The following is a 15,678-nucleotide window of genomic DNA, read 5'->3' as shown; positions in this document are numbered from 1 at the left end:
GAGGGGTGAAGTCATGCAAGATAAAATATTAGAACTCTTTAAAATTTTATTTGAAAAGATGTGGGGATGGATTTATGCCCCCTTTAAAGGGGACCTCGATTCTCTTCATACGTTAATTTACGAAAACAATGACAAATATTATGGAATATTCGACGAGAATCAGTTTGGTGTTGTTGCACAAGGGATGGCTATTATGCAATCACTTGCAGTTGGAATCATCCTTATTTCTATTATTATAGCGGGAATGAGGATCTCTTCATCAGGAATTAATCCGTCCAACCGCACAAGCGTTTTGGAATATTTCAAAGATTTTATAATTGTAGCTCTATTATTCTTTAATCTTAGCACTATATTTGAATTGATCTTCGCTGTCAATTCGATGTTTATAAATGGATTTGCAAGTGCCAAAGAGATGATAGACGGTGATACGTTAGGAAAGGTTGATACCTTTTTAGATAAAGGACCAATTGGTGGAATACTTATAGGACTTGTTCTATTAGGGCTTTGGATATGGGCAAATTTCTTCTATATGATGAGGTCATTAACCATCATGCTATTGATGATCGTATCACCTGTAGCGGTTGCTCTCTATTTAATTCCACAAACGAAAGCAATTACAGTAGGAGTATTTAAAGAGTTTACTGGTACCGTTCTAGTGCAGTCTATCCATGCTTTTACATATTGGGTGGTAACCGCAGTAGCAAAAGATGATTTTGGTCTTAGCAGTGTGATTCTATATATCATTTTCATACCGATAACAGAAAGTATTCGTTCATTAATTGGTTTAGGCGGTCAAATGAACAATAACCTGAGCAGAGCTGCAGCAATGATGGGCGGTTCCGCAATTATGGGTATGTATGCCTCTGCTAAAGGTGCTTTAAACGGGGATTCATTCTCTCAAGCAGTAAGAAAAGGATTAGGGCAAGGAATAGAAAAAGCAACTGGTAAAGGGGCAGACTCAAAAGAAGAAAGCGATAATCCGAAAGGGGTCTTGGCTGGAGCTGGAACAGATACTGGTTCTACTGCTCGTGCAGAAAGAATGTTAAAGTCCGGAGAAGTTACCTCTAAAATGGGGAAGGCTGTATTTGGGATGGCAGGTGCAGTGGCTGGTTCACCAATGGGTCCAATGGGTTCCGCTGCTTTAGGTCAAATTGGGTTTGCTGGCGGTGGAATTGTTGGTGGCCTAGCCGGACGTTCAGGTATGGCTGGAATTGAAGGAGTGGCTAATCGTTTAAAAGCGGGTGGTAGTGCCTTTGCAGATAAATTTAAAGGTGTTATGAATGGTGAAAAGTTAGCTGATGAAAAACTAGCCAATACACTTGCAGATAATGAAGCAAATGCTTGGGCTACAGATAATAAAGAAAGCTTCATGAAAGGCTTAAAGGAACGATTCCCAGATGCTGACGACCATGCCCTTAACAAAATGTGGGATAAGGAAGTAGCTGGTAAGAAATCCGAATTCTTAAAAGATGCCCGTAACACTGTTGGAGAAATGAAGTCAACAAGCGGAAAAGTAGCTAAGGCTTCTGATTTAATGGATTCAACCGTTAATAACTTAACGAATGATTGGGCGAAAAATAATAAAGATGCGTTCATGAAAGATTATGATGCTTCCAATCCATTACCTATGAATGCGACCGATGCTGATATCCAAAAGCACAATCAAAACAAAAACATGGCATGGGATAAGGCTGTTCAAGAGAAAAAGAATGCAATAGGAGCTATTGCCACAAATGCAATTGGAAAAGTAGGTCTTGGTGCTTCAAGTGCAAAAGCTAAAGATTTAGCTTCAACGGTAAATAGTCTTACAAATGATTGGGCAAGGGATAACAAAGAAGGGTTTATGAAAGATTATGACACTTCGAATCCTTTACCACCTAACGCTACAGATAAAGATATACAAACTCATACTGCCAATAGAAACTCAGCATGGGATAAAGCTGTACAAGAAAAGAAAATTTCTATATCTAAAACAGTTTCCTCTATGCCAAGTAACAAACTTGGTCCTGCCTCTGAATCATTACTGGTTAATAAAGAAGAATTTATTAATGAGGTTGGTAATCAAGTAGGATCAGTTATTGGTAAAGGAGCTAGAGAAGGTTTATTAGCTGTAAAAGGGGCAACAAGTGGAGTACAAAATGCCTCATTGTATTCTGGTAAGTCGGTAAATACTGACTTTGTTGCATCACATTTAGCTGGAATGAAAACTCAAAGCTTAAAAGCTTCATATTTACAAAATGCTAGATCACATGGAATCAACGAAACTCAGGCGCTTCAACAATGGGATACGCAAGGTGCTCCAGAAACATTTGCAAAACAGTTTAGTAGTCTGATGACAAAAGCTCCTAGTGATGGAGGTTTACCAAGACATATCCCACTAGACCACAAAGTTTTAAACGGGAACAAAGTAGTAAAAGGATTAAGTGGCCTCGGTGCTGGAACTACTGCATTTGTTGGTGAGTTTTCAGGAATTACACCTGCCACGCAATTTGTAAGTGATACGAAATTTGCTGCTGGTGCGATCGGATCGGTTCTAGGTGTTAAGGAAGCTTGGAGTAACAGAGGTACATCAGAAAGTATTATGACAACGGGAGTAAAAACAGTTGGTGCAATGGGGAAATCTTTTGTAAGTCACTATAAGGCTCATGTGCCTGAGAATGTGGTTGAAAAGCAAGCCAACTTTAGAAATGCAAATGCTTATCTTAGTGGTGTTGCTGGTGGAGTTCGAGGTTATAAAATGGGGGCAACTTCAAGAACGCCTTATGACAACCTAGTAAATGACCAAGTGAAAGAGATATCTGAAATCCAACAAATGGTGCAAATGGTCGGTCCTAAAGGACAAGAGCAAATTGCGTCCGGCGCAATCCGTATGGTGACAACTAGAGGTCAATCAGTCATTCAAGTTAGAGATAAAACAGGAAATATCCAAACTGTTTCACGTATCGCTTCTGGGGATTCTTCATTAGCAAAAGGGGAAACCATTTTTCAAGATTTAAGTATTCAAGATGGACAGTTCACTTCCGCTTCTAATGTTTATAAAGAGGATAGTGGCGGTGGCAGACTTACACTTAACCGTTCAATTAATGTAAATCCTAATAGAATAATTGCTAACCGTAATACTCCTAAGAATCCTAGAGTGGTTCAAGAAGTTCAAAGTTACAACCAATTGGTAGATAACGGTCAATATACTCAACAGCAAGCGGTTGCTGAAATGTCAGATATTCGAATGGTAGTAGATCGCAACCGAAGCTATTTAGTTGGTAAAAAGGATGGACAAGAATATCGTATTTCTCCTTATGGACGTGGTGATGCACGTCTAACAGTAAATGAGGTTGTACAACGTCCTTGTGAAACCATTGCTAGTACGAAACGCTTGGTTGTGACTCAAAATGAATCATATACTAGCACAACGGAAGTAGATGATATCTATAACGTTAATAATCTTCTACCTCGTACAAAACCTAACAAACGTAATATGACTAGACAACTAAATGAAAAGTTTAGAAATAAGTCCTTCACTGAATCTTTAAAGGGGTGATAGCATGTTGCCTCCTGAAAGAGAACAAAATGAAAAATCTCAGTTAAGGCAATTCGCAGAAGGTCAAGCTAAAAGCCAGGGAAGAAAAGCTGTAAAAAAGCTAGCTAAAAAAGGTGGCAAAATCGCTGCTAAACTAATAAAGTTAGCTGTTAAAAAGTTTGCTGTTCTTTTAGGTAAATTACTTGCTTGGATCGCTGGTGCAGTCGGGCTTCCCGTACTCGGGATTGCCCTGGCTGTAATAATTGGTCTACTTGTTGTTTCGCTCGCTTGGTCATTTCTCTTTGGAACCGGTGAAGGACTGACAGGTGAAGATCAGAAACTTCATAGCTACATTGTCGAGCGGGCAAATGCAACTGTAGATATGGGCAATCCTATTGAAAAGCCTTACAGGGTTCCCGAAAAACTTATCGCAGCTGTTGTTCAGATAGACACCTTCTCAAAAAATGAGGATGTAAAAGAAGCCATTAAAAAGATGGCTGAAGCCCTAGCTCCTGAATTTGAGTATGGTAGTTACAATGAGTGGAAAGAAACACAAGTAACCGTATGTGAAGATGGAAAATGTACGACTGGCGATGTTAAAAGGGAAAACAATAATGTAGATAAACTCGAGCACGTAGATTATTGGAATGGTTCAACTTCTTTTAGTTACACAGCACATGTTTCTGATTGGAAAAGTAGTACTAAAACTACATATAAAACAGTCATAGAACAAACAACCAAAAAAGTCGTGGAAGAAATCCAGGTTCCTGTTCAAAAGGAAGTATGTGAGCGGAAAATTATATCGGAAGATCCCCCTAAATATAAAGAAACTTGTAAAACTGAAACGGTATATGTAACGAAATTAAATACTAAATACGTAACTGTTGATACTGAGAGAAAGATAGAAGTAAAGACTACTACAAAAACTAGACACCAATATTTCACTTCTGAAAAAACTCAACGTACAGACTACGGCACTTTTGATAATGTTCTAAATTCATATAGTTTGGAACTAAATGATAAGAAATTAGTTGAAGCTAACTATCTCTTTATGGGAGGAACTATTGAATATACCCAATGGCTTTCCGCAAGAGGTGGAGGTTCATATGGAGGAGGATTTATAGGTTTCGATGGTACCATTACCCCAGGAGGAGGAGTGCCACCGCAATTCATGCCTTATTACCTCTCAGCCGAAAAGAAATACGGAGTTCACTGGTATACTTTGGCGGCTATACATTTTGTAGAAACTGGATTTAGTACTCATCCTACAATGCTTTCATCTGCTGGTGCTGTTGGCCACATGCAATTCATGCCAGCAACGTGGGTCGGCTGGTCTTACAATATCGGTGGTGGAAGGGTATCTCCAAGTGTAGATATTACAAGTTTAACAGTTATCGCACAAGGTCGGGGATATGGAGTTGACGGAAATGGTGACGGCAAAGCTGATCCATGGAATGTTGAAGATAGCGTTCATACCGCAGCACATTATCTATCAAAAAACGGATATGCTAACGACCCTCGCGGAGCAGTTTGGCATTATAACCATGCTGAATGGTATGTAAATAAGGTCCTAACTAATGCAGAAGCCTTTAAGAATGCAGCGACTTACGAAGCAAACGGGGCAAAAATCCCTCAACTACAACCGGGTTCATTCATGAAACCCGCAATTGGTCGTAATACATCTGGATTCGGAAATCGAAGTGGTGGAATGCACTACGGAGCCGACATTGCTCCTCCAGTTCCGGGAGCATTAGATTCTCCTGTAGTTGCGGCTGCTGATGGAGTAGTTAGGCTGTCTCAATATTCTAGTTCCTATGGTAATGTCGTTTACATTCAACATAATATCGGTGGACAAGCATATGAGACGGTTTATGCACACATGCAAAATCGAGCAGTTAGTACAGGGCAAACGGTAAAACAAGGTCAATTCTTAGGTCTTATGGGGAATACTGGCGACTCTCAAGGGGTTCACTTACACTTTGAAGTCCATAAAGGTGCTTGGACCAAAAACAAGATAAATGCGATAAATCCAGCGCTTGTAGTACCATTCTAATCTAAAAAACGGGGGGACGGTTCCCCCTTACAATTCGGAGGATTTAGGGAATGAAAATGAAAATAAAGCTAGTTTTCTCATTAACACTCATTTTATCTGTATTGGTTCTTGGAGCTTGTTCTTCAAAAGAAAAGCCTGCTACAGCTGATTTAGAGGTAACTGAAGAAAATAAATCATATTTAGAGGAATACGATAAATCTCTACAAGGATTTATCAAGGAAATGACTACGATTCTCAAAACATTTAATGATTCAGTAGATGGCCTTTATACTCAAACTTACAGTAGAGAGCAATTCGCAACAGCAATCAAAGGGACAATTGAACAGTCTAACAAGCTAGTAACAGAAGTTGAAGCGGTTGATGCGGATCCAGAACTATTTGAAGCACATCAGAACTTAATTGTATTGATTAATCGTTCCCACCAATTACTACTTAATGCGGTTGATATGGCTAATAAAACAGATACCGAGATTGATAAAGATTATTTAAGAAGTGAGTATGTCGAAATTAAGACAAGCCAAGCGAATATCGCAAACCAATGGAAAATATTACGACAAGACCTAGAAGCTGCTGAAGGAGCAACTCAATAATGAGTTCCAAACTTGTCTGGAGCCTTGTTGGTGGTCTGTTTATAGTTGGTATTTCTCTCTATATATTTATCAGCCCAACTTTAGGTAAACATAGCTTAGATTTAGAAGAAACACAAAATGAGGTATTAGCGGAAATAGAAAAAAATAATAGTTATGTACAAGAAACCACGGAATTTATTGAAAAGAATGGTGGTGAAGCGGAAATTGGCTTCTTTAATCCTACCCATGAAGAGGAAGAAAGCCATGATTCTGACCCTAAAGAAGAAGTAGTTAAGTACTTTATTACAGGATTACTGAAAAATGATATAGATATATTCCTCTCAAGCTTTTATCCAGATTCAATTTCTAAGGATTTATTTAAAATTGATAATCCTGACAAGTTTGCTGTAACGGAAGATATCATAAAAAAAATTTCCCGTAATGGAACAATAAAAGCTCTGGACTACAAGGTTAATAAAGGATTTATGGATCAAGAAACCAACACTATTACTTTATCTATAACCTACAAAGATAATCAAAAGGCAGATATTAATTTAGAGTTAATGACCGTAGAGGATATTCATGATGAAGAAGTTCATCAAATGTATGTCATAACAAACTCGGTATGGGACATGATTGACCAAATAAAAAACAGCACCAACTAGAAAACTCTAGGGTGCTGTTTTTTTGTAATGTAGCCTTTCACCAAGTACCACGCTTTTTATGTAAGTAATAAACACAACTCCATATTAGTAAACTAAACCCTTTTGCCATAACCGGCTCATATTCCTGGAATATATAACACACTAAGATTGCTAGAACACTTGAAATTAAACCCGCATAACATAAGGATCTAATTACTACAGGATTAAACAACATGTTTATCACCACCTCTATTACAACGAAAATCTCACCCTTGGGCCTTTTTAACAGGAGTGTTATGTATAGATGTTGCGTTTGGATTCATTTTAAGAATAAGAGCAATTAATTCGTCCCGATCAAAGAGTTTCACACCCAATTTTGAGGCTAATTCTTTGGCTGCTTTTGTAAAATAGCTATTGGTTACAACCCACGCTTCAGTTCCATCATAGTATGTTTTTGCTCCACTGATTTCTTGTACAGCTTTAATACCAACGTTTTTAGAATATCGCTTCGCTTGAACTACAATTTTATCATTATCATTTTTTAAAATTAAATCAGCACCATAGTCTCCGGATGCTTTTGTTACATTTACTTTATATCCTTGTGTAAGGAATAATTCTTTTAGATAGTGTTCAAAGTGAATACCGTCCATTTTATCTATAATCTCAATTCCAGACTTTCTAAGTCTTTCTTTCCTTTGGATTGCCTGTATAATCGTATAGACAATAATTAGAGCTATAAGGACTCCTACAATAACAATCGTTGTTTCTATGGATTTGGTATACCAGTAGGAAGCTCCACCAACTAAGAGTAGCAAAGCTTTTATCCCTTCCTCTTGTTGCCTCATTTGCTTCTTGGTCATTCTAGCCAATTTAATATCCCCAATACTAGTTAGTGAATAGCTTTGCTTTTTATGTCGTTAATTCAAACTATCTCTAATTCCTCTTTACATCGTTAAATGCAACCATAAAAACAACTGCAACAACCATGAAGCAAAGACCTATTATATTAATCATAAATACTCCTTCTTTATCTATAGTTAGCATGCTCTCGTATCATTTAGTTAATTGTGCTTTAGTCACAGCAATCTTTGCTTTTTTCCATGTTCCAAATTTTTTATGGAAAGTATTACTTTTTGGTAATTTCTTCTCCTCTGCATATACATCCCATTTAGCCATAGAGGTAAAAAATACGTCTTTATGCTCTAAGGCAACTTCAATTAAATCCTCTTTTGTAACCAACGTTCCTTTTAATGATTTTGGTTTTTTTACGATCTTCAATATTTCATCATAGGTAAAATGTTTTCTTAGGGTTTGATATTTTGGAAGCTTATTCTCTTTGGCATAAACGTCCCACTGGTATCTACTCTCATAATTCTTCCCATGCTTTTTAAGTATTTCTTTTAATTGGCCCTTTGTATATGTGCTAGGCTTTTTCAACTCTGTTTGAATACCTACAAATCCTTTTATCTCACTCCATTTTTCAAACGCATTAATAAATGTTTGAGCGGAAGGGAGGTCATGTAAAGTTGCATATTCATCCCATATTCTTTTACTTAACATATGTCCTTTATGCTTTAGAGCAATCTCTTTTAATTCCTCTTTTGAGTAGGGTTCCGAGTATTTTTCTCTTTTATTTTTAATGCCTAATTCCTTTTTTACATTGTTCCATGAACCAAATTTATAAATCAATACTCTCGCACTAGGAAGCTTTTCATCGTGTTCCTTCACAAAAGCATCCCAGGCATTTGCACTTGTTATTTTCTCTTTGAAGGGTTCTAACAGTGCAATAACCTCACGATTTTCTGTTTCAGTGATATTGTCCATTAAATAGACTCCTTTATTGTTCTTGCTTTGCCGATTCCCACATTAATCTAACAATATCTTCGTTATAGGCATTCATTTCTTTTAGCAATTCTACTTTTTGATTAAATTCCTCGGTGGTTGAAGCATTAGTCACCTGTTTCTGTAAATTCTCTTTTCTCTCAAAATAGCCATTTACTTCATCATTTACATAGTTTATAAAGCCTTGGCTAGATGCTAACTCAGAATACACATTTGAAAACACTTCGTCATTTGCAACAATATAATGTTTAACGTCGTCCTTATTTAATTTATCTAAACGATAGTCACTTCGGGCAAACGGAGGTATCATTCGTTCAATTTTTAAACTAGATTCCAATTTCATATCTTTTGTAATATTAATCGTTCTTTCAATAGATAATTTTTCAGCTGGCCATTCATCGGACAAATGGTGTCCACTAAACATTCCCTTTACTCTGGGAACAACCACATATATATCGTTTTTCTTTGTTATAGCTAATAGGAAGTTTGAATCTCCTAGAGTAGGTAGTCTATCTAGCCTTGTTAAAGCTCGATCTGTTGGCAAAATCTCATATGACTCTTTAATCACCTCTACAATCGGCTTTTGAAGTTCTTTTTCTCTATCCTTACGCAAAGTCTTTAATTGATTTTTAACCGCTCTTGGAGTTGTTATAACATCCCTTTCATCCAAAAAATAACCACTGGAATCATCAATAACATTAACGGCGGAATAACAAATATCTTAACCGCCCATTCTGAAGAAAATATTCTAGATAGTAGAAGTCCAAATACGATTAGTATTGTGCCAACCACTGTAAATACGATACATGCTCTAACAGCAATGGTAAACAGAATAAAAGCTGTAAGACCACCCTCACCTTCAAAAATAAGTCCTTGTCTATCTAAAAAATCAACGATTCCCATAAAATCAAAGATTGGTAAAAGGTATTCCCAAAAACATGCGATGAGTATTGCAATCCCAATACCTGCAAGTCCTGCTAATCCTGTTTGTCTTCCTCTGTTATATTGAATGGCAGCATTTGCCGCGCTAAGTAGTGTATTCACATAATTCCCTCCCTTTTATTGCCTCTTGTAATAATTATACCATAAAACAAACCACAATCAAGTGTGTATTTTTTCTTAAAAACCCTTTGTTATCAAGGGTTTAGCTTAATTAAGGCACACTGTAACTTCCTCTAACTCCCAATGAAACCTTTGACCATTCTTGATAAAATAGCTTAGAGGTGGGTGAATAAAATTGTTTATTTCTCCAATGCTTTTAGGAAAAAGCGAAGCTCCATTTGATGATAACTCCACTATTACTGAACTAAAGGTATCTCTATAAATGGGTGTGCACATTAACAAAAATCTTATCCTAATTCTTATGCACCATGTGTTTCTTTATGATTTGTTGTTTGTACATAATTAACTTCCTGTACATAAATAGCGGATGAGTGGATATTTTTGTACATTATCCATCCACTTAGATACTTACAATGAGAAAAAATTTTTATGTATTTATCGGCATTGTAATTAGACATTCGCACAAAAAAAGAGAGCCCAATACTAAATATATAAATGTGCTGCAATGGCAGCTTCTTCTGTCTAATCAATGGGCAAGATTATTCACCTAAAACTGACGTGTCAGGTTTGTAACAAAAACACTCATTGCGAGAATTGGGATTCCCCCAATTCTTTTTTATTTTCATTCAAGTAAATACTTGAATGAGGAAATGAATAAGAGGTATACTATATTCAAGTAAAAGTTTGAATGAGAAAGAGGTGGGAATATGAATAAAGATACTTACGAGATCTATTGAATGACGAAGAAAAGGTCAATCGATTACAACAGGATTTCAGACAGTAGATATTTTTAGTGTTTGCATAAATGTTCAATTTGTGCTGACACACCGGGAAGTGGAGGTTGAAAAATGATAACAACTATACTTACAGCCGCAGCTATTTATGTAGCAACTGGTATTGATTACCTTGTCATTTTAATTCTATTATTTTCACAAATCAAAAAAGGACAGGAAAAACATATTTGGATAGGAAAGTATATTGGAACGATAATTGTTATAGGAGCAAGTCTTTTAGTAGCTTTTGGTGTTACTAACCTAATTTCCCAAAAATGGGTTATAGGACTACTTGGGCTTTTACCACTTTACTTAGGTATAAAGATATGGGTTAAGGGCGACGAGGATGAAGATGAAGGCAGCATTTTATCGCTATTTTCCTCAGGTAGGTTTAATCAATTATTTGTGACGGTCACTTTCATTGTATTATCTTCCAGTGCAGATGATTTTTCCATATATGTACCGTATTTCACAACATTAAACGTGACTGAAATCATAGTTTCTATTATTGTCTTTTTGATTATGATTGGAATTTTACTCTATGTCGGTTATCGTTTAGCCAACTTGGATTTTGTATCCGAAAAAATTGAGAAGTATCAACGTTGGATTGTTCCAATTGTCTTCATAGGATTAGGAATTTATATTTTGTTTGAAAACAAAACATTTGATGCCTTATTCACATTCCTGTTTTAACAACCAGCTGACTTAGGTAAAAAGACAGAAGCATTAAGAAAAACATTCAAATAAAAACTTGAATGAAACGGTGCAGAAGGGGTATACTTTATTCAAGCGGATATTTGAATGGGTAGTGTCAAAAGTTCTATGAAAAATCAATTCCAAGGGATGGATTTCTTCACGGAACTTGAGAAAGTGCTGCCGCAGTCGCTCTTGACAAACACGCCAATGGTTTGTGATGTGTTCATTAAGGGCGAAGAGGACAAAAGAAGGCATACCAAATAAGCCCTTGGTTTTTCCAATTTTAAACCATTGGCAAGTTCGGTTTGTCAAGAGTACGCTTCGCCGCCTGCTGGTTAAGGGGCTCTGCTAAACAAAAGCTAGGCTGTCTGGTCTTCGATCCAATCCTGGGCTAAACCAATCAGTTTGGTCCATCTGGCAGGCATGTTAGGCAGTTGAAGCAACTCTGGTTGAAGGACCGGGACCTTCCCTTCCAGCGCTGAGTGTGGCCGTAAAAAGTTAAAATAAGCCACAAACAGTGTCACATAGGAGACGGAACCTTGTTCGGATCCAAAACCGTACGTTTGACGATAGTTGCCTTTGAAGGTCCTGTTCAGCCGTTCGATGATCTGTTTCAACGGCCGGTATTCAGCCGATACTGGATCTTCGTTCGTAAGGCCGATGACTTGCTTGATGTCGAATGATATTCCATGTTGGGCGAAGAATTGCTGGGCCAGTAGATAAATCGGATTACCATCAACTACGATGGTCAAGTCCTCCGGGACTTCCTTGAACTTCGTCAAGACTTCATCAATGGCCAGAATCGCTGCTTGTGTATCCCGATTCCGGGATACGGGATAGGCCAGAATGATCTTTTTCACCGCATCGAAGAAGAAGAACAGATAGCGCCAGCGGCCACCCACCCGGATATACGTCTCATCGCCGCAGAACTGGTCGGAAAGCTCATAAGGATAATGGTCCACATACGGCTTGAGAAGCAAGGCCACACTGTTCTCATAATTCAGGATGCTTTGGTGGGAGATATCCACACCATGAACATCCTTCATTAAGGCAGCTGTCTTTCGGGCGGACAGTCCATAATTCACATGGTAAGTCAGGATGAGTCCCAGGGTGTGGGGCGACACATACAGTCTAGATAAATCCACTTTTGGCTTCTTGGGTGACTCCTTGGAAAGTGGCTTGTACTCAATGTGAAATTGGCGAAATAGGTATCGCATCTTGAAATCCTGGGGGTTCTTCTTGAATCGTTTTCTATCTTTGGACGAAAGTCCATTTAGGTTCCGCTGGTAGAAGGAACACGCATTATTCTTGCACTTGTAGATATCAAAGTCTTTCCGTTCCTTCACTTTTTCAAGGGTCTTCAAGCAATGCGGGCATTTCAGGATGGCTTCCTTGGCATACTGGTTTTTCTGATTGAACAGACACGCACACACCTTACATTGGTACTGTCCGTTTCCTCCATTATTGGCATAAAGGTAATCTGCTGGAGCACCACACTTTGGGCAGAAAATGTTGGATGGTACGGATGTTTTGGAATTGGCATGACGTCTGACAGGCTTTAGTGTCTTACCTTTTTCTTCGGAGTACTCTTTCATTAGGGTTTTATAATCCAGCTTTTGAAAAGTCTCGATAACAGGAAGTTCATCCACCTGGAGCTTTCGATAAGGCTGATTCACTGGCTGTTCTTTCGACTTATCAAACATGTTCTTGCCAATAAGCAGCGTAAGAAGAGTCCGGATTATTTGATCTTGGTACTTAATTAAAGTTAATAAATAGGTTATAATTTGAGGGTACAACTTGTCACTTCCTTTCTGGGAATTGAGTGTGTGGTAACCTCAATTATCTCCAGAATTCAGGGGGTGGCAATTTTTTTGCTTAAAAAGCCCTCTATCATAGGATTTTATAACCTATTTCTTATAAAAGTTTTGACAATACGTTTGAATGAACCGAGGTGGGAATATGAAAAAGGATACTTGCGAAATCTATTGTTATGACGAAGAAAAAGTGAATCGAATACAAGGAGATTTAAAAGCAGTAGACATTTCTAGTGTTGCTCAAATGTTAAAAGCGATTGCTGATGAAAATAGGGCAAAAATCACCTACGCTCTCTGCCAGGATGAAGAGCTTTGTGTATGTGATATTGCGAATATCGTAGGTGTTACCGTCGCCAATGCCTCCCATCATTTGAGAACACTTCATAAACAAGGTGTCGTGAAGTTTCGAAAAGAGGGTAAACTCGCATTTTATTCGTTAGATGATGAACATATCAAGCAGATAATGATGTTCGCATTAGCCCATAAACAGGAGGGACAGGTTAATGTCTGATCAAAAAGTAATAGTCAATGAACAAGAATCGAAAACATACCGTGTTCAAGGATTCACCTGAGCTGACTGTGCTAAAACGTTCGAAACGAACGTGAAACACCTGGATGGTGTTTCAGATGCAAAAGTTAACTTTGGTGCTTCCAAAATTACGGTTACGGGCAATACGACCATAGAAGCACTTGAAAAGGCAGGTGCTTTTGAGAACCTGAAATTACGAGATGAAAATGAAAAAAAGGTAGAGCGAGAACTGTTCTGGAAGCAAAAAGAGAACATCAAGGTCTATATTTCGGCTATATTGCTTGTGATTAGTTGGTTTTTAGGTGAGCAATACGGGGAAAATCACATCCTTCCGACAATTGGCTATGCAGCGTCCATTTTAATCGGTGGATATTCGCTGTTTATTAAAGGTCTCAAAAATTTAAGCCGATTAAAATTTGATATGAATACGCTAATGACCATTGCCATTATAGGAGCTGCGTTGATTGGTGAATGGGGTGAAGGGGCAACGGTTGTGATTCTGTTTGCCATCAGTGAAGCCCTAGAGCGTTATTCAATGGATAAAGCTCGTCAATCCATTGAATCGTTAATGGATATTGCCCCGAAAGAAGCATTAATTCGTCGTGGAAATGAAGAAATGATGGTCCACGTTGAGGATATTCAAGTCGGAGACATTATGATTGTGAAACCTGGTCAAAAACTTGCGATGGATGGAGTAGTCATTAAAGGGACTTCAACACTAAATCAGGCTGCCATTACAGGTGAAAGTGTCCCAGTAGCAAAAACCATTGATGATGAAGTGTTTGCAGGAACGTTAAATGAAGAAGGATTACTTGAAGTTAAAGTAACAAAACGGGTTGAAGATACAACGATCTCGAAAATAATCCATTTAGTCGAAGAAGCCCAAGCAGAACGGGCACCCTCTCAAACGTTCGTTGATAAATTTGCGAAATATTACACGCCTTTGATCATCGTTTTGGCACTGTTCATCGCAATCATTCCCCCACTCTTTTTCGGAGGGATTTGGAGTGAGTGGGTTTACCAGGGACTTGCGGTCCTCGTTGTTGGTTGCCCTTGTGCCTTGGTTGTTTCAACTCCCGTTGCTGTCGTTACTGCCATTGGAAATGCAGCAAAAAATGGCGTGTTAATTAAAGGCGGTATTCATCTAGAAGAGTCAGGAGCCCTTAGAGCCATTGCTTTTGATAAAACAGGAACATTAACAAAAGGTGTTCCTGCTGTGACGGACATTCAAACTTTTGGTGGAGATCAGAATGAGTTGTTGCTAATCACAGCAGCCATTGAAAAAGGATCGCAGCATCCTCTTGCTTCAGCAATAATGCGAAAAGCAGAAGAAAATGGACTGAAATTCAATGATGTATCTGTCGAGGATTTCCAATCAATTACGGGTAAAGGCGTTAAAGCCAAAGTGAATAATGAAATGTATTATGTGGGAAGTCCAAATTTGTTTGAAGAATTGCACGGAAGCATTTCGAGTGACAGGAAAGAAAAAATTGCTGAAATGCAAATGCAAGGTAAAACGGTGATGGTGTTAGGGACAGAAAAAGAGATACTTTTATTCATCGCCGTAGCCGATGAAATGAGGGAATCATCCAAAGCAGTTATCGGCAAGTTAAACAATATGGGAATAGAAACCGTTATGCTTACAGGTGACAACAAACGAACTGCCGAAGCCATCGGAAAACAAGTTGGCGTTTCTAACATTAAAGCTGACTTGCTTCCAGAAGATAAGCTGTATTTCATTAAGGAACTTCGTTCAAAGCAACAAAGTGTAGCAATGGTCGGAGATGGTGTGAATGATGCTCCAGCTCTTGCTGCTTCAACTGTTGGTGTAGCGATGGGTGGTGCAGGAACCGACACGGCTTTAGAAACGGCTGATATTGCTCTAATGTCCGACGACTTAAGCAAGTTGCCATATACCATTAAATTGAGCCGTAAGGCATTGGCAATTATCAAGCAAAACATTACCTTCTCGTTAGCGATTAAAGCTGTTGCATTATTATTGGTCATACCTGGATGGTTAACCCTATTTATTGCGATATTTGCTGATATGGGGGCTACTCTGCTGGTTACTTTAAATAGTTTAAGATTACTAAGAGTAAAAGAATAAATTATTTAATCTCTCTTTTTAGCCAGGGGTTTCCCTGGTTATTTTGTTTAAAATTGCCTTATTCAATAAAAA

At 38.1% G+C, this 15,678-nt stretch carries 12 protein-coding genes; 7 read left to right on the top strand and 5 right to left on the bottom strand.

Annotated elements, in window-relative coordinates; translation table 11 throughout:
• Window positions 1-13: 13 nt before the first annotated feature.
• From ACFFHF_RS16610 to ACFFHF_RS24830, 4 genes are read left to right on the top strand one after another with little or no spacing between them, the layout of a single operon-like run.
• Window positions 14-3,538: a hypothetical protein gene (locus ACFFHF_RS16610; protein ID WP_377058627.1), complete on the top strand. Its 3,525-nt coding sequence runs from the start codon at window positions 14-16 to the stop codon at window positions 3,536-3,538.
• A gap of 4 nt (window positions 3,539-3,542) precedes the next feature.
• Window positions 3,543-5,570: a peptidoglycan DD-metalloendopeptidase family protein gene (locus ACFFHF_RS16605; protein ID WP_377058626.1), complete on the top strand. Its 2,028-nt coding sequence runs from the start codon at window positions 3,543-3,545 to the stop codon at window positions 5,568-5,570.
• A gap of 50 nt (window positions 5,571-5,620) precedes the next feature.
• Complete coding sequence (locus tag ACFFHF_RS16600) at window positions 5,621-6,160, top strand: hypothetical protein (RefSeq protein ID WP_377058625.1); 540 nt, start codon at window positions 5,621-5,623, stop codon at window positions 6,158-6,160.
• Window positions 6,138-6,248 carry a hypothetical protein gene (locus ACFFHF_RS24830; RefSeq protein WP_512700635.1) on the top strand — a complete coding sequence of 37 codons (111 nt, stop codon included), beginning with the start codon at window positions 6,138-6,140 and terminating at the stop codon, window positions 6,246-6,248. The genes ACFFHF_RS16600 and ACFFHF_RS24830 overlap by 23 nt, the downstream gene beginning before the upstream one ends.
• Before the next feature lie 801 nt (window positions 6,249-7,049).
• Here ACFFHF_RS24830 and ACFFHF_RS16590 read toward each other — a convergent pair.
• From ACFFHF_RS16590 to ACFFHF_RS16575, 4 genes are all read right to left on the bottom strand, one after another.
• Window positions 7,050-7,643 carry a restriction endonuclease gene (locus ACFFHF_RS16590; RefSeq protein ID WP_160549139.1) on the bottom strand — a complete coding sequence of 198 codons (594 nt, stop codon included), beginning with the start codon at window positions 7,641-7,643 and terminating at the stop codon, window positions 7,050-7,052.
• A gap of 193 nt (window positions 7,644-7,836) precedes the next feature.
• Window positions 7,837-8,607 (bottom strand): hypothetical protein, encoded by a 771-nt coding sequence (locus ACFFHF_RS16585; RefSeq protein ID WP_377058624.1) that lies wholly within the window; start codon window positions 8,605-8,607, stop codon window positions 7,837-7,839.
• 13 nt (window positions 8,608-8,620) lie between these two features.
• Window positions 8,621-9,295 (bottom strand): hypothetical protein, encoded by a 675-nt coding sequence (locus tag ACFFHF_RS16580; protein WP_377058622.1) that lies wholly within the window; start codon window positions 9,293-9,295, stop codon window positions 8,621-8,623.
• Window positions 9,274-9,669 (bottom strand): hypothetical protein, encoded by a 396-nt coding sequence (locus ACFFHF_RS16575; protein ID WP_377058621.1) that lies wholly within the window; start codon window positions 9,667-9,669, stop codon window positions 9,274-9,276. Before ACFFHF_RS16575 ends, ACFFHF_RS16580 begins: the two co-directional genes overlap by 22 nt.
• An 866-nt stretch (window positions 9,670-10,535) precedes the next feature.
• Between ACFFHF_RS16575 and ACFFHF_RS16570 the strand changes: the two genes are divergently transcribed.
• Complete coding sequence (locus ACFFHF_RS16570; protein ID WP_009336144.1) at window positions 10,536-11,153, top strand: CadD family cadmium resistance transporter; 618 nt, start codon at window positions 10,536-10,538, stop codon at window positions 11,151-11,153.
• A 362-nt stretch (window positions 11,154-11,515) separates the two neighbouring features.
• Here the strand turns inward: ACFFHF_RS16570 and ACFFHF_RS16565 are convergent, their stop codons facing one another.
• Window positions 11,516-12,952, bottom strand: coding sequence for a DDE-type integrase/transposase/recombinase (locus tag ACFFHF_RS16565; protein WP_061794429.1), 1,437 nt, complete (start codon window positions 12,950-12,952; stop codon window positions 11,516-11,518).
• A 163-nt stretch (window positions 12,953-13,115) separates the two neighbouring features.
• Here ACFFHF_RS16565 and ACFFHF_RS16560 point away from each other — a divergent pair, with 163 nt between their 5' ends.
• Entirely contained in the window at window positions 13,116-13,481 is a 366-nt protein-coding gene (locus ACFFHF_RS16560; RefSeq protein WP_009336146.1) for an ArsR/SmtB family transcription factor, read from the top strand.
• Window positions 13,474-15,606, top strand: coding sequence for a heavy metal translocating P-type ATPase (locus ACFFHF_RS16555; RefSeq protein WP_083805750.1), 2,133 nt, complete (start codon window positions 13,474-13,476; stop codon window positions 15,604-15,606). The genes ACFFHF_RS16560 and ACFFHF_RS16555 overlap by 8 nt, the downstream gene beginning before the upstream one ends.
• Window positions 15,607-15,678 lie beyond the last annotated feature (72 nt).

Source organism: Robertmurraya beringensis, assembly GCF_042433785.1.
Taxonomy (GTDB): domain Bacteria; phylum Bacillota; class Bacilli; order Bacillales; family Cytobacillaceae; genus Robertmurraya_A; species Robertmurraya_A beringensis.
This window is presented reverse-complemented; position numbering and strand designations above follow the sequence as displayed.

Coding starts and splice junctions, on each gene's coding strand:
- ACFFHF_RS16585 (WP_377058624.1), bottom strand. CDS start 8,607: ATGGACAATATCACTGAAACAGAAAATCGTGAGGTTATTGCACTGTTA.
- ACFFHF_RS16560 (WP_009336146.1), top strand. CDS start 13,116: ATGAAAAAGGATACTTGCGAAATCTATTGTTATGACGAAGAAAAAGTG.
- ACFFHF_RS16600 (WP_377058625.1), top strand. CDS start 5,621: ATGAAAATGAAAATAAAGCTAGTTTTCTCATTAACACTCATTTTATCT.
- ACFFHF_RS16605 (WP_377058626.1), top strand. CDS start 3,543: ATGTTGCCTCCTGAAAGAGAACAAAATGAAAAATCTCAGTTAAGGCAA.
- ACFFHF_RS16590 (WP_160549139.1), bottom strand. CDS start 7,643: ATGACCAAGAAGCAAATGAGGCAACAAGAGGAAGGGATAAAAGCTTTG.
- ACFFHF_RS16610 (WP_377058627.1), top strand. CDS start 14: ATGCAAGATAAAATATTAGAACTCTTTAAAATTTTATTTGAAAAGATG.
- ACFFHF_RS16570 (WP_009336144.1), top strand. CDS start 10,536: ATGATAACAACTATACTTACAGCCGCAGCTATTTATGTAGCAACTGGT.